This window comes from Haloarcula sp. S1AR25-4 (assembly GCF_031624555.1).
GTDB lineage: Archaea > Halobacteriota > Halobacteria > Halobacteriales > Haloarculaceae > Haloarcula > Haloarcula pellucida.
On sequence record NZ_JAMQOR010000001.1, the window covers coordinates 251,774 to 267,666 of the forward strand.

General features: G+C 67.5%; 20 protein-coding genes. 11 read left to right on the plus strand and 9 right to left on the minus strand.

Features of this window, described 5'->3' with window-relative positions; all coding sequences use genetic code 11:
- Window positions 1-39: 39 nt before the first annotated feature.
- Genes NDI85_RS01435 through hisC form a run of 3 tightly spaced genes read right to left on the minus strand, consistent with a single transcriptional unit; the run spans window position 40 to window position 2,230 of the window.
- On the minus strand, window positions 40-648 hold the full coding sequence (locus tag NDI85_RS01435; protein WP_188995196.1) for a CDP-alcohol phosphatidyltransferase family protein: 609 nt from the start codon (window positions 646-648) through the stop codon (window positions 40-42).
- Window positions 645-1,151, minus strand: coding sequence for an adenylate kinase family protein (locus NDI85_RS01440; RefSeq protein ID WP_310914710.1), 507 nt, complete (start codon window positions 1,149-1,151; stop codon window positions 645-647). The genes NDI85_RS01435 and NDI85_RS01440 overlap by 4 nt, the downstream gene beginning before the upstream one ends.
- Complete coding sequence (hisC, locus tag NDI85_RS01445) at window positions 1,148-2,230, minus strand: histidinol-phosphate transaminase (protein WP_310914711.1); 1,083 nt, start codon at window positions 2,228-2,230, stop codon at window positions 1,148-1,150. Before hisC ends, NDI85_RS01440 begins: the two co-directional genes overlap by 4 nt.
- Before the next feature lie 145 nt (window positions 2,231-2,375).
- Here hisC and NDI85_RS01450 point away from each other — a divergent pair, with 145 nt between their 5' ends.
- Complete coding sequence (locus tag NDI85_RS01450) at window positions 2,376-3,074, plus strand: chemotaxis protein CheC (protein ID WP_188995190.1); 699 nt, start codon at window positions 2,376-2,378, stop codon at window positions 3,072-3,074.
- A 57-nt stretch (window positions 3,075-3,131) separates the two neighbouring features.
- Entirely contained in the window at window positions 3,132-3,587 is a 456-nt protein-coding gene (locus tag NDI85_RS01455; protein WP_188995188.1) for a transporter, read from the plus strand.
- On the opposite strand, the gene NDI85_RS01460 is transcribed toward NDI85_RS01455, so the two are convergent.
- Window positions 3,584-5,221, minus strand: coding sequence for a GMC family oxidoreductase (locus tag NDI85_RS01460; protein WP_188995186.1), 1,638 nt, complete (start codon window positions 5,219-5,221; stop codon window positions 3,584-3,586). The two genes, NDI85_RS01455 and NDI85_RS01460, sit on opposite strands and share 4 nt — an antisense overlap.
- Window positions 5,222-5,296: 75 nt before the next feature.
- Entirely contained in the window at window positions 5,297-6,070 is a 774-nt protein-coding gene (locus NDI85_RS01465) for a fumarylacetoacetate hydrolase family protein (protein WP_188995185.1), read from the minus strand.
- A gap of 162 nt (window positions 6,071-6,232) precedes the next feature.
- On the opposite strand from NDI85_RS01465, the gene NDI85_RS01470 reads away from it, so the two are divergent.
- The 6 genes from NDI85_RS01470 (at window position 6,233) to NDI85_RS01495 (ending at window position 11,647) form a co-directional block, all read left to right on the plus strand.
- The gene (locus NDI85_RS01470; protein ID WP_310914712.1) at window positions 6,233-6,967 is read left to right on the plus strand and encodes an NAD(P)-binding domain-containing protein; all 735 of its coding nucleotides are present in this window, start codon (window positions 6,233-6,235) and stop codon (window positions 6,965-6,967) included.
- The gene (locus NDI85_RS01475) at window positions 6,964-8,388 is read left to right on the plus strand and encodes a methyltransferase domain-containing protein (protein WP_310914713.1); all 1,425 of its coding nucleotides are present in this window, start codon (window positions 6,964-6,966) and stop codon (window positions 8,386-8,388) included. The genes NDI85_RS01470 and NDI85_RS01475 overlap by 4 nt, the downstream gene beginning before the upstream one ends.
- Window positions 8,389-8,470: 82 nt before the next feature.
- The gene (surE, locus tag NDI85_RS01480) at window positions 8,471-9,268 is read left to right on the plus strand and encodes a 5'/3'-nucleotidase SurE (RefSeq protein ID WP_310914714.1); all 798 of its coding nucleotides are present in this window, start codon (window positions 8,471-8,473) and stop codon (window positions 9,266-9,268) included.
- A gap of 32 nt (window positions 9,269-9,300) precedes the next feature.
- Window positions 9,301-10,350, plus strand: a complete 1,050-nt coding sequence (locus tag NDI85_RS01485; RefSeq protein ID WP_188995177.1) for a lysylphosphatidylglycerol synthase transmembrane domain-containing protein — start codon at window positions 9,301-9,303, stop codon at window positions 10,348-10,350.
- Window positions 10,351-10,469: 119 nt separating this feature from the next.
- Window positions 10,470-11,408, plus strand: coding sequence for a DMT family transporter (locus NDI85_RS01490; protein ID WP_188995176.1), 939 nt, complete (start codon window positions 10,470-10,472; stop codon window positions 11,406-11,408).
- Window positions 11,409-11,461: 53 nt separating this feature from the next.
- A complete protein-coding gene (locus tag NDI85_RS01495; RefSeq protein WP_188995174.1) occupies window positions 11,462-11,647 on the plus strand; it encodes a hypothetical protein in 186 nt (61 codons plus the stop codon).
- Here the strand turns inward: NDI85_RS01495 and NDI85_RS01500 are convergent, their stop codons facing one another.
- Window positions 11,648-12,502 (minus strand): hypothetical protein, encoded by an 855-nt coding sequence (locus NDI85_RS01500; protein ID WP_188995172.1) that lies wholly within the window; start codon window positions 12,500-12,502, stop codon window positions 11,648-11,650.
- A 131-nt stretch (window positions 12,503-12,633) separates the two neighbouring features.
- Here NDI85_RS01500 and NDI85_RS01505 point away from each other — a divergent pair, with 131 nt between their 5' ends.
- Window positions 12,634-13,314 (plus strand): carbonic anhydrase, encoded by a 681-nt coding sequence (locus tag NDI85_RS01505; protein WP_310914715.1) that lies wholly within the window; start codon window positions 12,634-12,636, stop codon window positions 13,312-13,314.
- 168 nt (window positions 13,315-13,482) lie between these two features.
- Complete coding sequence (locus NDI85_RS01510; protein ID WP_310914716.1) at window positions 13,483-13,698, plus strand: hypothetical protein; 216 nt, start codon at window positions 13,483-13,485, stop codon at window positions 13,696-13,698.
- 229 nt (window positions 13,699-13,927) lie between these two features.
- On the opposite strand, the gene NDI85_RS01515 is transcribed toward NDI85_RS01510, so the two are convergent.
- Together NDI85_RS01515 and NDI85_RS01520 are read right to left on the minus strand one after the other, a co-directional pair.
- The gene (locus NDI85_RS01515; protein ID WP_310914717.1) at window positions 13,928-14,227 is read right to left on the minus strand and encodes a chorismate mutase; all 300 of its coding nucleotides are present in this window, start codon (window positions 14,225-14,227) and stop codon (window positions 13,928-13,930) included.
- The gene (locus NDI85_RS01520; protein WP_188995162.1) at window positions 14,224-15,096 is read right to left on the minus strand and encodes a shikimate kinase; all 873 of its coding nucleotides are present in this window, start codon (window positions 15,094-15,096) and stop codon (window positions 14,224-14,226) included. The genes NDI85_RS01515 and NDI85_RS01520 overlap by 4 nt, the downstream gene beginning before the upstream one ends.
- A 93-nt stretch (window positions 15,097-15,189) precedes the next feature.
- Between NDI85_RS01520 and NDI85_RS01525 the strand changes: the two genes are divergently transcribed.
- The gene (locus NDI85_RS01525; protein ID WP_188995160.1) at window positions 15,190-15,621 is read left to right on the plus strand and encodes a DUF5796 family protein; all 432 of its coding nucleotides are present in this window, start codon (window positions 15,190-15,192) and stop codon (window positions 15,619-15,621) included.
- An 86-nt stretch (window positions 15,622-15,707) separates the two neighbouring features.
- Here the strand turns inward: NDI85_RS01525 and NDI85_RS01530 are convergent, their stop codons facing one another.
- Window positions 15,708-15,842, minus strand: a complete 135-nt coding sequence (locus tag NDI85_RS01530; RefSeq protein WP_255491942.1) for a hypothetical protein — start codon at window positions 15,840-15,842, stop codon at window positions 15,708-15,710.
- Between the last annotated feature and the right edge of the window lie 51 nt (window positions 15,843-15,893).

Genomic DNA, 15,893 nt, shown 5'->3' on the forward strand with positions numbered 1-15,893 from the left:
CAGGGTTGGAGAGGGCGCGGTATAAATGGTGCGTTGCCCCTACTCCAGCGCCTGCATCGAGTAGTAAAACCGCTGGAGCGCGGTGACGTGTCCGACGACGGCGAAGACGACGAGCAGCCACCCGACGAGCGTGACGTTCAGCGCCGTCGGGTTCGCGAACGCGGCGATACCGGTGACGATTCCCACGAGGGCGAGTCGGTCCGCGCGGCCCAGTAGACCGCCGTAGACGCGGTCGAGGCCGACTGCTTGCGCCTGCGTGCCGAGGTACGAGGTCATCAGGACACCCGTGACGGCGGCGATACCCAGCGCCCACCGACCGAGGCCGGCCGCGAGGCCGACGATGATGACGATGTCCGCGTAGCGGTCCAGCACGTGATCGAGCAGGTCGCCCGCGTCGGAGGCGACGTTCATCTCGCGGGCCAGCGCCCCGTCGACGAGGTCCAGCCACCCGTTCAGGAACACGAAGACGGCCCCGGCGAGGTACAGCAGGGGGTCCTGCGAGGCGACGGCGTAGACGCCGCCGGCCGCCCCGGCGAGCAGGAACGCGAGGACGCTGACGCCGTTGGGCGAGAGACCGACGGTCTTTGCGGCCCCGACGAACGGCCCGAGCGCCCGGTCTGCGACCGAGCGGAACCTGTCCAACGTCATAGCCAGTCGACGTAGGAGACGGTGCCAGCGCTCGGTTCGACCTCGCCGGCGACGACGGCCGAGACGGCGTCGGCCACCGCGTCCGGGTCCCGGTCGGTCGTGTCTATCTCGTAGACGCTGTCGGTGCCGTGGTGGTGGACGGCCTCGGAGAGGACGACGTCGAGGGCTTCTGACTCCGCATTTTCGTACGCCTTCGAGTCCGAGTCGCCGCGCCCGCGCAGGCGGTCGACGACGGTGTCGGGATGGGCCCGCAGGACGGCCACGCGGTCGGCCTCGAAGTTGTGGGCCAGATGTGACTCGAAGAGGACGTCGTCGCGGCCGTCCAGCCACTCCGCGACGGCGTCCATGTCGGCGACCAGACTCCCGCGTTCCTCGTCGACGCCGGTCGAGAACCCCTCGGATTTGATGACGTCGTTGAGGTGGACGACGTCGAGGCCGGTGTCCAGTCGCGCTGTCGCGGTGGTCTTGCCCGTCCCGGGCGTCCCGGTGACTGCGACTCTCACGCCTCGACCACCTCGATGACGTCGTTCAGGACCGCGACGGCGTGTTCGGTGTCTTCCTCTGTGCCACAGGTGATGCGGATGCACTCGGGGAGGCCAAACGAAGAACAGTCGCGGACGATGACGCCCTGTTCCTGTGCGGCCTCGGCGACGGCGGCGGCGTCACCGACTTCGGCGAGCACGAAGTTGCCCGCGCTGTCCCACGTATCGGCCGCGAGTTCGTCGTGGATGTACTCGCGCGCCCACGCTGCTGTCTCGACGGAGCGGTCGACGTGGTCGTCGTCGGAGAGCGCCGCGAGGCCGGCCCGACAGGCCAGTTCGCTCGCCGAGAACGGGGTGTTGATGCGGGCGTAGGCGTCGGCCCACTCTTCGGGGACGAGGGCGTAGCCCAGACGGACTCCCGCGAGGCCGTAGGCCTTCGAGAACGTCCGCAGGAGCGCTACGTCCTCACGTTCGTCGAGGAGGGGCCGCTTGCTCGGCGAGTCGGCGAACTCGCCGTAGGCCTCGTCGACGAGGACCAGCGTCTCCTCGTCCGTCTCCTCGGCGATGGTCCGTACGGCTTCGGTGGTGAACTCCGCGCCGGTCGGGTTGTGCGGGCTGGTGAGATAGACGATACGCTCGCCGTCGTAGTCTTTCAACACCGTCTCTGCGGTCTGTGCGAAGTCGTCGGCCTTCGAGAGCGTGTACTCGTTGACCTCGCCGTGGTGGTAGCGGGCGCTCATCGCGTAGTAGGCGAAGCCGGGTTTCGGCACGAGCACCTCGTCGCCGGGTTCCAGCATCGCGCGAGCGAGACAGTCGAGGGCCCCGTCGCCGCCGTTGCCCAACCACACCTGTTCGGGGTCGGCGTCCCACAGCGACGCCAGTGCCTCGACGAGGTCGGCGTGGGAGGACTTCGGATAGGAGTGCATGCGCTCGGCCGAGTCCCGGATGGCCTCGACGGCCAGCGGACTCGGGCCGAACATGTTCTCGTTCGACGCGAGCTTTACCATCTCGTCCGGGTCGAGACCGAGTTCCCGGGCGACTTCCTCGATACCGCGACCCGCCCTATAGACAGTGTGAGCGGAGAGGTCTCGTGGTTGCATGGATGTGCCAAGCGGGTGGGGCGGCTTAAGCGTGCCCACCTACAGAGGCCGGGAAGGCGTTCAGTCGGGCGCACACCGCCGCTGGGATTCGGTTCACTACCACCGAAAAGTAATAATACGGTGTGCTATGACGTGTCGGTAGGCGATGCCACTTCTCATCGACATCCGCAAACTGACGGTCATCAACCGGCTCATCAAGGAGGGGTCGGAGAGCGTCGCGGACTCTCTCTCGACGCTGGCCGGGGTCGACGCGTCCGTCGAAATAAAGAGCCTCTCGTTCGTGCAACCGGGCGACATCCCCACCGAGATGGGTACTGGCGAGATATACAGCGCTCGCGTCAGACTCGCCGAACCACCCTACGGCGTCTTCATGATGACGTTCTCGACGGAGACGGCCGCCGAGATCGCCCAGTTGATGACCGGGATGGACGTCGAGTCCGAGTTCACGCAACTCCACGAGTCGGCCTTACAGGAGATGTGTAACATCCTCACCTCCGGGTTCATCGACGGCATCGCGAACACGCTTGAGACGACCATCGACATGGGGACGCCAACCATCGAGCAAGCCCAAGCGATGACCGTCGCCGACGACGCGCTCTCACACGTCCGCCGTGACTCGCTGACCATCGTCCTCGACTCGCTGGTCGACATCGCGGACAGCGACGTGGCCTTCTCGCTCCGTATCTTCCTCGTCCCAGACCCCGGGTCGTTCGTCCACCTCATCGACCAGTTAGACCGCGACGCCGAGACGGGGGAACCGACGAGCGTCGACTCACCGGACGCAAAGGAACTGGACACGTCCAGCGAGGTGCAGGCGTTCGAGGACGCGTTCGACGGCTCCTGACGCACCGTCGCCTGCCTGTTTCGGGGCGTTCAAGAGGCCCGCGTCCAACCCACGGGCATGAGCACAGTCGATGCCGCGATTTTCGCGACACACCTTCTCTTCGCGGGCCTCTGGTCCGGCAGCGTCCTGTTCACCACCTACGCCGTCCTCCCGACGGCGATGGACGGCGACACCCGTCCCGGTCCGCTCTCGGCGATAACCGGGAAACTACAGACCGTCTCGCGGGCGAGCGCACTGCTCCTGTTCGTCACGGGCGGGCACCTCGCGGCGACGCGGTACACCACCGAGTCGCTGACCGGGACCGGCCGCGGCCACCTCGTCGTCACGATGGTCGTCCTCTGGTTCGCGCTGGCCGGCCTCGTCGAAGTCGGGGCCTCGAAACTCGCCGACGGGTTCGCCCAGAAGAAAGTCCGCGAACCCGCCCGTAACGCCCGACCGTTCCTGCTGGGCGCGTCGCTGGTCGCCGTCCTCCTGCTGGTCAACGCCGGCGCCATCCTCGGCCTCTACTACTAGAGCCGTTCGCCGACGTGGTCGGCACACTTCAGCGCCAGTGCGGCGATGGTCAGCGTCGGGTTCATCGACCCGGCGGTGACGAACACCGACGAGGACGCCACCGAGAGATTCTCGACGTCGTGGGCCCGTAACTGCGGGTTCACGACGCTCGTCTCTGGGTCGGTGCCCATTCGTGTCGTTCCCATGTGATGGTAGGCCGGGCCGGACCCCTCGCCGTCGGGGCCGGCGGTCCACGAGACGTCGACGCCCAACTCGCCGAGAATCGCGTGCTGGATGTCGTTGGCCCGCCGCATGGAGCGCTCGGCGCGTGGTCCCCACGACCACTGGATGTCGGGCACGGGGTTGCCGTGGTCGTCGGTGGTCGAGGTGTCGAGGGTCACCCGGTTCTCCTTTCGCGGTGGCTGGCCGACCAGTCCGCCCATCGCGATGCTGGTGCCGTAGGCGTCTCTGAGACCGTCCAGCAGGGCATCGCCCCACTCGTCGGCCGACAGGGCGAGTTCCACCGGTGACGGGCCGGCGTAGTTGAGGAACTCCAGTTTGATGGGCGACAGTGGCTCGTCGGTGGCCGGAACGACCGTCTCACCGTCGTCGACTCGCCGGACGGCCTGTCCCGGGTCGTCGTAGAACTGGTGACATTCGCTGGTGAGAAAGCCGACGTGATTCTGGCGCGTTCGCTCGTCCAGCGTGCCGCCCGCGCCGGCAAAGAGGTGATCCATGAAGTACCGCCCGACGAGACCCGAGGAGTTCGCGAGGCCGTCGGGATCGTCTTCCGAACGGGAGAGCAAGAGGAGGCGCGGGATCTCGACGCCGCCCGCCGCGAGGACGAACTCGCGCGCTTCCTGTCGGTGTTCGGTGCCGTCCGGCGTCGCGTAGACGGCCGCGCTCACACGGCCGTCGGCGTCGGTTTCGAGGCGCTGGACCGGCACGCGGTCGAGGACCGTCGCGCCCTCGGCCTCGGCGTCTTCGACGTGGACGCTCGCGTCGTACTTCGCGCCGGACGGACACACTGGCTGGCAGGTGCCGTAGCCGACACACGGACCCCGCCCGTCGTAGGACTCCGAGTTGCGAGCGTTGGGGACGCCGTGCATCGAGACGCCCAGCGACTCGCAGGCCTCGGCGAACAGCGAATCGCTGTACGAGGGCGGGAACCCGGGCAGCGGGTACGGGCCGTCCCGCGGCGGTGCGAACGGGTTGTCGGCGTCGCCGGCCACGCCCATCGCCCGTTCGGCGTCGGCGTAGTACGGCCGCAAGTCGTCGTAGTCGATGGGCCACGCCGGGTCGTCGTTGTCGTGGCCCCCGTCGAAGTCGCTGGGGTGGAGGCGCATCACCATCCCCTGCCAGTGAAGCGTCGACCCGCCGACGCCCTTCACGCGAGCGACGTTGAGCGGATAGTACTGCTCGCCGCTGGCCGAGAAAGCGTCGCGCTCGCCGCCCATATCCCAGACTGACCCGTCGTGGGCGGGCCGGATTGCCGCCTCCATCCGCCGCTCTCGCTCCGCGAAGTCGAACCGTGGACCGGCCTCTAGAACGACCACGTCGTGGCCGTCGCTGGCGAGTCTGCTCGCGACGAGCGCGCCCGCCGGCCCCGCGCCGACGACGCAAACGTCCGCCCGTGATGCCGGCGTCCGATCCATCTCGGCGTCGATTAGGCGACCCTAAACTTAGGCGTTACCATCGCCGTACGGCCGACAGAATCGGGGAATCGCGGGTCAGGGGATCTTCACGGAGTGTTTCAGCGTCCCGATGCCCTCTATCTCTATCTCCACCTCGTCGCCGTCTTCGAGCGGACCGACGCCCTCGGGGGTGCCGGTGGCGATGACGTCGCCGGGTTCTAGCGTCATGTACTCGGTGATCTCGGCGATGAGTTCCTCGACGGAGAAGATGAGGTGGTCCCGTGACGAGGACTGTTTGACCTCGCCGTTGACGCGACTTTCGATGGTGGCGTCCTCCGGGACGTGTTCCGGCGTCGCCACGAGGGGGCCGATGGGACAGGCGTTGTCGAATGCCTTCCCGCGGACCCAGTTCTGTTCGATCTCTTGATCGTCGCGGTTCGAGATGTCGTTGAGGCAGGTGTACCCCGCGACGACGTCCATCGCACCGGACTCGCTGACGTTCTTGCACTGTTCGCCGATGACGACGCCCAGTTCCGCCTCGAAGTCGATGCGTTCTTTCCCCGACGGCAGGGTGAGGTGGCTCCCGTGGGAGGCGACGGCGTTTGGCGCCTTCAGGAACAGCATCGGCCGGTCCGGCAGGTCGTTGCCCATCTCGTCGGCGTGGTCGGCGTAGTTGCGGCCGATGCAGACGATCTTGGTCGGCTCACACGGTGGAAGGATGTCCACCTCGTCGGGAGCGTACGTCTCGTCGCCGAAGGCGATTCGCCCGTACGGACCGGCGGCCGCCGTGACGACCGGTTCCCCGTCCTCGACGGTCCATCGGCCGCCACGGACGTTCCCCGCGGTGTCGCGGAATCGAACGCGCTTCATGCCTCGGACGACTCGGGGCCGACGGATAAGCGTTTAGGAGGGATGAGTCGCCTTCCGGGTAGCGATTCGACGGCCGTCTACGCCACCTTCGTCAGTCGTCATATACGTGCGTGCCGGCAGTGACCGAACGGCTTTTGAGAGGCGCCGGGCTACGCTCGTCGCATGAACTGTCTCGTCGTCGGCGCCGGGTCTATGGGCCGCTGGTTCGGCCGGACCCTCCGGGACCACGCCGACGCGACACTCGCGTTTACGGACCTCGATGCGGACGCGGCACGCCGGGCGGCCGACGCCGTCGGCGGCCGCGCCGTCCCCAGTGATACGGCGGAGCGATTCGACGTGATCTGCGTCGCCGTGCCGATGCCCGTCGCCGAGGAGACCGTCGGCGAATACGCGCCGTTGGCGACCGACGCCGTCGTCGACGTGACCGGCAGCATGGCGGGGCCGCTCGCGGCGATGGAAGCTGTGGCCCCCGACCTCGGCCGGGCGAGCCTCCACCCCCTGTTCGCCCCGGAGAACGCTCCCGGTAACGTCGCCGTCGTCACGGACGCCGGCGGCGACGCCGTCGACGCGGTCCTCGGTGCCCTCACAGCGGCCGGCAACGACACCTTCGAGACGACGGCGGCCGAACACGACGAGGCGATGGAGACGGTACAGGCCGGCGCTCACGCGGCGGTCCTCGCCTACGCGATGGCCGCCGACGACGTGCCCGACCGGTTCCACACGCCGGTCTCTGGCGGACTCGCCGACCTCGTCGGACAGGTCACCGGCGGCGACGCCCACGTCTACGCCGACATACAGGCGACCTTCGAGGGCGCCGACGGCGTCGCCGAGGCCGCCCGAGAGATCGCGGACGCCGACGCCGAGACGTTCACCGCGCTGTACGAGGAGCTCTCATGAACCCCGAGACGCGCCAGCAGATACGCGAGAACGCCCAGTACCTCCGGAACGTCCGGCCGATAGACCCCGAGGAGATATTCGAGTACGTGGACGGCCAGCCACACCCGGCCGTCGTCCGACAGGTGCTCCGCGAGGAGGCCGTCGACCTCGCGCTCGTCGAGCAAGACGACGGCACGTTCGTCCCGGCGCCGGAGGGAGCGCTCTCCCCAGCGGGCCCGTTCCACGGCGTCGAGCGCTTCCCCGAGGCGTACGACCGGCGGGTCGAGAGTCTGCTCACCGACGCCTACGGCCCGGACTGGGAGCGCGGCGACAGCGGGGACCGCCTCCGCGAGCGCATCCGCGACGTGAAAGAGCGGTACCTCCGGCGCGACGACGTGGCCTACGACGACCTGACGGCCCACGGCTACGCCGTCTACCACCTGCCCGACTACTACGCGGTCACGCAGTACGTCCTCGCGGACCTGTTGGCCGAGGGCCTGCTCCCCACCAGACTCCGCGTTCTCGACGTCGGTGCCGGCGTCGGTGGGCCGGCGCTCGGGTTGCTCGACCTCCTGCCGGACGAGGCGCTCGTGGACTACCACGCTGTCGAACCGAGCGCCGCCGCCGACGTACTCGAGACGATGCTCGACGACCCCGGGCCGAACGTCGACGTCTCGATACACCGGGAGACAGCGGAGGCGTTCGACCTCGACGCCGCCGTCGAGGACGGCGGCCCGTTCGACCTCGTGCTGTTCGGCAACGTCCTCAACGAACTCGACGACCCGGTGGCCGTCGTGGAACGCTACCTCGACGCGCTTGCCGACGACGGGACGGTGGTGGCGCTGGAACCCGCCGACCGGAACACCGCGACGGGCCTGCGCGAGATAGAGCGCGCCGTCACCGACGACGGTCCGGCGAACGTGTACGCGCCCACAGTCCGCCTGTGGCCCCACCAGACGCCCGAGAGCGAGTCGTGGTCGTTCGACCGCAAGCCCGACCTCGAAATCCCGTCGATGCAGAAACGGCTGGACGACGCCGCAGGCGGCACCCGCGAGTTCGTCAACGTCGACGTCCAGTACGCCTACAGCGTCCTCCGGAAAGACGGCAAACGGGCCATCGAGATGGCGCCGGACCGCGGCACGCACGCACCGATGGCCGACGCCGAGAACTACGTCACCGACCGGGTGAACCTGCTTGCAATCAAACTCAGTCGCGACCTCTCCGAAGGGGACTCGAACCCGCTGTATCTGCTGGGTGACGGGAGCCAGCAGGTCGACCACTTCGCCGTCGTCACCGACCCCTCGCTGCTGAACGACGACCTGCGGGACGCCGACTACGGTGACCTACTCTCGCTACAGAACGCGCTGGTCCTCTGGAACGACGACGAGGGCGCGTACAACGTCGTCGTCGACGGCGAGACGACCGTCGACCGGGCGCGATAGCGAGGCGTAGGCGAATTACAAGCAATCGGCAGGCGGAACGCCCGGGCAGTGGGTTTTTCTCGCCGACGGCCCCAGACGGCGTATGGACGAGCCGACCATCCTGCTGACGAACGACGACGGCATCGAGAGCGTCGGGTTGCGAGCGGTGTACGACGGACTCTCCGAGGTCGGCGACGTGACCGCGGTGGCGCCCGCAGAGGACCAGAGCGCCGTCGGCCGCGCTATCTCTCACGAAGTCGAGGTTCGAGACCACGAGATGGGCTACGTCGTCGACGGGACGCCGGCCGACTGCGTCGTCGCCGGACTGGAGGCGCTCGTCCCCGAGACGGACCTCGTCGTCGCCGGCTGTAACCGCGGTGCGAACCTCGGCGCGTACGTGCTCGGTCGGTCGGGCACGGTGAGCGCCGCCGTCGAGGCGACGTTCTTCGACGTGCCGGCCATCGCCGTCTCGATGTACATCCCGGTCCGCGAAGACGCCGCGTTCTCGGACATCGAGGCCAACGGCGAGAGCTACGGCGAGGCGGTCAGTGCCACCTCGTATCTCGCGGATCACGCACTCGGTGCCGGCGTCTTCGAGCAGTGTGACTACCTCAACGTGAACGCGCCCGTCGCCGAGTGGGGGCCGGCCCCGCTCGAAGTCACGCGCCCCTCGCGACTGTACGAGATGGACGCCGTCCGCGAGGACGACGCCGTCACGCTCCACGACCGCATCTGGGAGCACATGGCCGACGGCGACATCCCCGATCCCGAGGGGACCGACCGCCGCGCCGTCGTCGACGGCAAGGTGAGCGTCTCGCCGCTTACCGCACCCCACACGACCGAGCACCACGAGGCGCTGGACGCGCTGGCAGAGACCTACGAGAGCGAAGAGTGCCCGTAGATTGATACGGATCGGCGGCCCAACACAACGCGATGGCGACTGCCAGAGCCGAACGAGCGGGGTACGAACGGTTGGCGCTGGGCGCCGGTGTCGCACTCGCGTTGTTTGGCCTGCTGTTCCTGTCGCTCGACGTCTCCGCTACGGTCGCGGCCCTGGCCGGTGCCGACGTCCGGTTCGTCGCGCTCGCGGGCCTGATGGCACTGCTTGCACAGCTCTGCTGGAGCCTGACCACCGTGGCCGTCATAGACGGCATCGACGGGTCGCTCCCGCGACGACGCGTCCAGTTGGGCTATCTCACGGGGACGTTCGGGAAGCAGGTGCTCCCGCTGGGCAACGTCGGCGGGTCGGCGATTCTGGCGTACGTCCTCGCCGAAGACCTCGATCGGCGGTTTCGAGAGGTGTTCGCGGCCGTCACGGCGAGTGAACTGCTCGTGTTCGCGGGGTCGCTCGGCGTCGCGACGCTTGGACTGGTGGCGCTGCTCGTCAGTCCGCTCCCCGGCCTCGATGGCCCCGTCGTCCTCGCGATGTTGGCGCTCGTCGTCTTCGCCCTCGTCGTCGGTGGGGCCGTTCTCGCGTACAGGCGTCACGTGGTCGCGACGCTCGTCGAACGGACGGCGGCACTCGTCAGGGCAACCGTCGGCCGCATCTCGATGCGCGTGCACCGCTCGTTGGCGCCCCGCCGCGTCACCAACGGCGTCGATTCCTTTCTCGTGTCCTTCGGTACCGCGACGGGTGACACGCGACGACTCGTCCTCGCGTCGGCGCTCGCCGTCGGGGGGTGGCTGGCGTTCTCGTCTGCGCTCTTCCTCGGTTGTAGCGCCGTCGGCGTCGCGCTCCCGATCGGTCTCGCCCTGTTCCTGTCGCCGGCCAGCGGTCTCGCGACGCTTCTCCCGACGCCGGGTGGGCTGGGCGGAACCGAAATCGGACTCACCGCGGTGCTTTCCGTCCTGACCGGTGCGCCGCCGGAACTGGCCGCCGCTGGCGTCGTCGTCTACCGACTCGCGACGTACTGGCTGGTCGTCTCGGTGGGCGCCCTCTCCTCGCTGTACCTCTCGGCGACGGTGTGGCACGCACTCGACTGATACTGGTGGCACTGAAGTACTTCGCCACCCCGGGGTGGCGAATATCGTTACGAACTTACAGCCACCAGTATGAGGAGGGTGATGACCAGCGTTATGCTCTCGCCGTCGTACTCCCCGATATGAGCGAGCGACGGTCGGCAGTGCTGTTCGTCCTCCTCGCCGCGGTGTGGGGCACGTCGTTCATGGCTATCAAGGCCGGACTGGAAGCGTTCCCGCCGGTGCTGTTTGCCGCCCTTCGATACGACCTCGCCGCCGTACTGATGGTCGGCTACGCCGCGGTCACCTGCGACTACTGGCTCCCGCGGACCCGCGCGGACTGGCTGACGCTGGTGGTCGAGGGGGTCCTCATCATCGCGTTGTACAACGCGTTCCTCTTCGTCGGCGAGACGGGTGTCACCAGCGGCGTCGCGGCCATCCTCGTCGGGATGAGCCCCATCCTCTCGACGGTGTTCTCCCGGCTGTTCCTCCCGGACCAGCGACTGACCGTCGTCGGCACTATCGGCCTGTTACTCGGGTTCGTCGGCGTCGCGATGGTCGCCCGTCCGACGTCGTCGAACCCGCTGGGAAGCGAGGCGGTCTGGCCGGGGCTGGTCCTGCTCGCGGCGGCTTCGGTCGCGCTTGGGAGCGTCCTCGTCCAGCGTCTCGACGGCGACATCTCGCCCGAGGGGATGGTGGCGTGGTCGAACGTCATCGGGGCCGCCCTGCTCCACACCATCAGTCTCGGCCTGCCGTCCGAGTCGTTCGCGGACGCACAGTTCTCTCTCGCTGGCGTCGCCGCCCTCGTCTATCTGGCAGTGTTCGCGAGCGCCATCGGCTACGTCGTCTACTTCGACCTGCTGGCTCGCCTCGGCGCTATCGAGATAAACCTCGTCTCCTACGCCGCACCGATATTCGCGGCCGTCTCGGGGTGGCTGGCGCTGGACGAGACGCTCGAACTACTGGACGTGGCCGGCTTCGTGGTCATCTTCACCGGGTTCGTCCTGCTGAAACGGCACGCACTCGCGACGGAGTTGTCGCCGGTCCTCGACCGGGTCGAGGGACTGCTCCCCGGCCGTTGAGTCGATCCCGCTTCCCGGCAAGCTATTTGTCCGCGTCCAGTGAACGAATAGCCGTGAACGCCGACATCCTCCGCGTCGTCCGACTCACCGTCCTGTTTCTCGTCGCCGGGACACTGCTGGGGGCCGGCATCTGGACCTACTGGCGGCTGGGGCTGGTCGTGGGACTGGCTTCCGTCCTCGCGAGCGTCCTTCTCGTCTCCTACGCCGGCTACGACACCTACCGGTTCGCGACGGCGTAGTCAGAACAGCCCCGTCACGAACCCGAGTCCCATGACACAGAGGACGACGGCCGAGAACACCGGGAGGTACCCCGTGTACTGCTCGACCGTCTCCTCGAAGTGCTGGTAGCCGGCGAGCAAGAGCACGGTCAGGCCGACGATGCCGACGACGACGGTCACCGCGTACGCCGTCATCAGTTCGAGACAGTGTGCCGACCCGTAGCAGAGTGCGATTATCTCGAACTCCTCCTCGTGGGCGAACCCCAGCAGGAAGGCGAACCACGCGATACCGAGGAGGCCGCGGTCGGTCGCGTCCTCGAAGTCGTCGCGGTCGTGGCTGTGGCCGCCGCGGAACGGGAGTCTGGCGGTCAGTCTCCCGAGCAGACCGCCGCCGCCGTGGGCGTGCCCGCCTGCGTGACTGTGGTCCTCGTCGACGTGCGCGTGCCCGTCGTCGAATTTCGAGAGCGCACCGGCACTGTCGTGCGTGTGGCCCTCGTGGTCGTGGCCGTCCCCTCCGTGGCCGCGTGGGCGGCCGTGTCGGTACTCACGGACTCCCATGAGTAGCAGGAGGACGCCGGCGACGATGCTCACCGGACCGCCTATCTCGACGCCCGGTGCCACCACCACGGGTTCGTTGACCTGCGTCAGTCGGAAGTACGACTTCGCGTAGAAGAACACGGCCACCATCGCGATACTGCTGACGAGGTGGCCGACGCCGATGATGACGCTCGCCGCGAGGCCGTAGAGCCACTTGTTCGACTGGTCGAGGGCGTAGGAGGCGGCGACTGGCCACCCGTGTCCCGGTTCGATACCGTGGACGGCGCCGAGCGCGACCGCGCCGAGGAACAACCCGAGGGCATCGCCGTGTAATGGCATCGTCTGTGGTTGGACGATGTGGCGCTTAGTGGTTGTTAATACTCGACCGGGCGCTCGCTCATACTGACACCACCGGTCAGACGGTTGCACGAGAGGGAACTACTATACAGACGGCCGTTGCGATATCTTGTATGAACGACACGCTTCTCGGTTTGCTGGAGGGGAACGCGGACCACGCCGCGAGGTTCGACGACCGTTTCGACGACGTACAGGACGCACAGCACCCCGAGGCAGTCACGGTCTGCTGTTCTGACTCCCGGGTGCTGCAGGACGCTATCTTCGGGAACGACGACCCCGGTCATCTCTTTACGTGTGGTAACATCGGCAACCGCGTCGTCCAACGGACCGACGCGGGCGAAGTCGTCTCCGGCGACGTCCTCTATCCCCTCGCACACACCGGCACCGAGACGGCCGTCGTCGTCGGCCACACCGGGTGTGGGGCCGTCACCGCGACGTACGACGACCTGACCGACGGGCTCTCGGAACCGCCGGGCATCGAACACTGCATCGGCCTCCTGAAACCACACCTCGAAGGCGGCGTCGAGGCGCTGCCAGCGGACGTGGACCGCGAGGGCGCTATCAACCGCCTCGTCGAGTACAACGTCGACCGACAGGTGGAGTTCCTCGTCGAGAGCGACGACGTGGACGACGACGTGGACGTCGTCGGCGTCGTCTACGACTTCCAGGACGTCTACGGCGGCCAGCGTGGGGAAGTCCACGTCGTCAACGTCGGCGGCGAGACGAGCGTCGAGACCCTGCAGGCGGAGTACCCCGACATCGCGGACCGAGTGCATCGCCTCTGGGAGTACTGAACGCGGTCCGCAACTCCCCTTGCAATCGCTAGACGCGTGTCTTCGAGAAGGACGGAGACCGAATACCCGGAAAACGGGGCGTACTGGTCCGCCGAAGCGGTCGCTGCCGAACTACACTCCGATGCGCGTGCCCCTCGATTTTATACAGCTTCGCTGTCACGACGGAGTGTGTTACGACGTGATGTCCTCCGAGCGGGCGCGACTGCCGGTGTAGTCGCCGGCGCTGGCTGTCTCGGCGGCGATAACGGGCCGGCGTTCAGTGAGGGCTTCGAAGACGGCCTCGGCGGATTGGTCTTCGGGCTGGTCGCCACGACGGTCACGGCGGCAGCGTCAGAACAGCGACTGGCAGACCCGACGGAGGTCTCCCGGTCGGGTGGGGCGTGACTGTACTGCTCGCTACGCTCGCGGGCGTCACCGTCCTAGCCGGACGACGGGTTGGTCGGTCGAGAGTCGGGACTCTCACGCTCGAGCTATGGAGTGATTTTCCTGCGAGCAACTGATTCGCTGCTAATCGTACCGCGACGGATTTCGTGGACCGGTTCACCCGTATCCGGTCGCCAGAAGAGGCGAAACAGTAAGCCGCGGATAGATGGACTGCGGGAGCCGTTTCCGGCTACCGATTCTCGCGCTGCTCGACCTTGTTCAACTCGATGAGGAGCCGGAACATCGCCTTCACGAGGTTGGCGTCGACGTCGAACTGCTCGGCGTTCTGGCCGGCGCGGTCCATCACGGCCTGTTCTTGCTCCTCGTCGGTGGTCGGCAGGTCCTTCTCGGCTTTGACCTCCGCGATAGTGTCGGCCACGTAGGTCCGCTGGGCTATCTTCTCGACTATCTCGCGGTCGATAGTGCGAATCTCGTCGCGCAGTTCATCTAGCGACATATCCTCCGGGCTCGTATTCGAGTTCGAACTCATACTGTGTGGGTTCCCTCCGTCTGTGTGGTGGTCAACAGCGTCGTGCCGGGTCGTTCCGCCCAGTATTCGCGTACCTGTTCGAGCGCGTCGCGGTCGCCGACGGCGGTGAACGAGGGGCCAGTCCCAGACAGCGAGACGCCCTCGACGTGTCGCAGCCCCTCGACGAGCGGTTCGGTGTCGAACTGCAGCGCCGCACAGAACGCGAGGCCGTTGACCGTCATCGCCCGCTCGTATGCCCCGTCCAGCGCGAGGTCCTCGACGAGGCGGGCCATGGGCGCTATCTGGCGACAGCGCTCCACGTCGGCGTCCGCCGAGAACGACTGTTCCGGCGGCGTCCAGACCAGCACGTCCCAGTCCACCTCGTCGCGGGCCAACAGGTCGTCGGCGTCGTTGTCGGTGACGGTGACGCCGCCGAGCATCGACGCCGAGGCGTCGTCGAACGCGCCGGTGATAGTCACGCCCGCGTCCCGGGCGGCCATCACGCCGAGCCGCGCCATGTCTTCCCGTGTCATCCGGTCGGTGGCGCCGAGAGCGTCGAGCGTCGCCATCACGGTGGCGTTGGCCGCCGCGCTCGAACTCTTGAGCCCGGAGGCCATCGGCACCTCGCTCTCCGTGCGGACGTGGCCGCCGACGGCCGGCGGGGTCCCGACTGCGCCGCCGTGGGCGTCGAGGACGTACTCGACGCAGCGTTCCACGAGGCGCGTATCGGCGTCCGGGGCACCGGCTACCTCGCCGGTCACGCTCTCGTCGTCCGTCGACACTTCGACGGTCGCCGTCGTGTACTCGTCGATGGCGAACGCCGACCCGCGGCCGGTCGCCAGCGCGTTGAGCACCGTCCCAGCGGCCGGTGCTGCTGCCGTGCCTTCCATCGCTCAGTTCTCCTGTCCGGGGCTATTTACCATCTGCGGAACCGGCCACGACGACAACGAGCCGTTTTTCCACCGGCGAGGGCAAGGGGGCGTATGAGCAACCGTTCCGACGTGCCGCCGGACACCCTCTCTGTCGAACTGAGCGAAGACGGCATCGCTGTCGAGTACCTCGACGGACGGACCGCCTTCTACCACGGCGTTCCCGCGAAAGCCGAGGAGCGCGTCCGGACGTCCCCGGGCAAAGACACGCACGTCCTCATCACCGACTCGACGGAGACGTCGGGCATCCTCGTCTACGTCAACGACCTGCGGACCCACGACGACATCATCGAGGAGAGCGGCGTCGGTCGGGTCATCTTGACGGACGGCGAAGAAGACGAACTGTTCCCCGGTGTGACGGTGCGGGACCACCAGATGCGCGTCGAGGTCGACGTCGACTTCTCGGTGGCCGACGGCCGCGTGTTCGTCTTCGAAGAGGACGAGATGGGCGAGCGGAGCTACGAAATCGTTCCGGAGGGCTCGTAACCCGGACGAACACAGCGTCTCCGGACACCGCTACTCGAACCGAAACGGCCCGTCGGGGCCTGCCCGCTGCAAAACCGACTCGGTCGCTACTGGATGTACGACGGGTCCTCGTCGTCGCAGTTGGCTTCGTGTTGTCGCGCGTCGTCTTGGTCGTCGAACATTAGCCCGCACGTCTCGCATTTGTACCATGTCATCTCGTCGCGCTCGGTAGTGACAACCATGTGAGTCTGTCCGACGGCCGAGCGTAAATTGTTTTCCCGCGACACAACGGG

Excerpts from the sequence above, each read along its gene's own strand:
- NDI85_RS01515 (WP_310914717.1), bottom strand. The coding sequence starts at position 14,227 with ATGAGTTCGAACTCGAATACGAGCCCGGAGGATATGTCGCTAGATGAA.
- NDI85_RS01435 (WP_188995196.1), bottom strand. The coding sequence starts at position 648 with ATGACGTTGGACAGGTTCCGCTCGGTCGCAGACCGGGCGCTCGGGCCG.
- NDI85_RS01520 (WP_188995162.1), bottom strand. The coding sequence starts at position 15,096 with ATGGAAGGCACGGCAGCAGCACCGGCCGCTGGGACGGTGCTCAACGCG.
- NDI85_RS01460 (WP_188995186.1), bottom strand. The coding sequence starts at position 5,221 with ATGGATCGGACGCCGGCATCACGGGCGGACGTTTGCGTCGTCGGCGCG.
- NDI85_RS01530 (WP_255491942.1), bottom strand. The coding sequence starts at position 15,842 with ATGGTTGTCACTACCGAGCGCGACGAGATGACATGGTACAAATGCGAG.
- NDI85_RS01465 (WP_188995185.1), bottom strand. The coding sequence starts at position 6,070 with ATGAAGCGCGTTCGATTCCGCGACACCGCGGGGAACGTCCGTGGCGGC.
- NDI85_RS01475 (WP_310914713.1), top strand. The coding sequence starts at position 6,964 with ATGAACCCCGAGACGCGCCAGCAGATACGCGAGAACGCCCAGTACCTC.
- NDI85_RS01490 (WP_188995176.1), top strand. The coding sequence starts at position 10,470 with ATGAGCGAGCGACGGTCGGCAGTGCTGTTCGTCCTCCTCGCCGCGGTG.
- NDI85_RS01455 (WP_188995188.1), top strand. The coding sequence starts at position 3,132 with ATGAGCACAGTCGATGCCGCGATTTTCGCGACACACCTTCTCTTCGCG.
- surE (WP_310914714.1), top strand. The coding sequence starts at position 8,471 with ATGGACGAGCCGACCATCCTGCTGACGAACGACGACGGCATCGAGAGC.
- NDI85_RS01500 (WP_188995172.1), bottom strand. The coding sequence starts at position 12,502 with ATGCCATTACACGGCGATGCCCTCGGGTTGTTCCTCGGCGCGGTCGCG.
- NDI85_RS01450 (WP_188995190.1), top strand. The coding sequence starts at position 2,376 with ATGCCACTTCTCATCGACATCCGCAAACTGACGGTCATCAACCGGCTC.
- NDI85_RS01485 (WP_188995177.1), top strand. The coding sequence starts at position 9,301 with ATGGCGACTGCCAGAGCCGAACGAGCGGGGTACGAACGGTTGGCGCTG.
- NDI85_RS01505 (WP_310914715.1), top strand. The coding sequence starts at position 12,634 with ATGAACGACACGCTTCTCGGTTTGCTGGAGGGGAACGCGGACCACGCC.
- hisC (WP_310914711.1), bottom strand. The coding sequence starts at position 2,230 with ATGCAACCACGAGACCTCTCCGCTCACACTGTCTATAGGGCGGGTCGC.
- NDI85_RS01525 (WP_188995160.1), top strand. The coding sequence starts at position 15,190 with ATGAGCAACCGTTCCGACGTGCCGCCGGACACCCTCTCTGTCGAACTG.
- NDI85_RS01470 (WP_310914712.1), top strand. The coding sequence starts at position 6,233 with ATGAACTGTCTCGTCGTCGGCGCCGGGTCTATGGGCCGCTGGTTCGGC.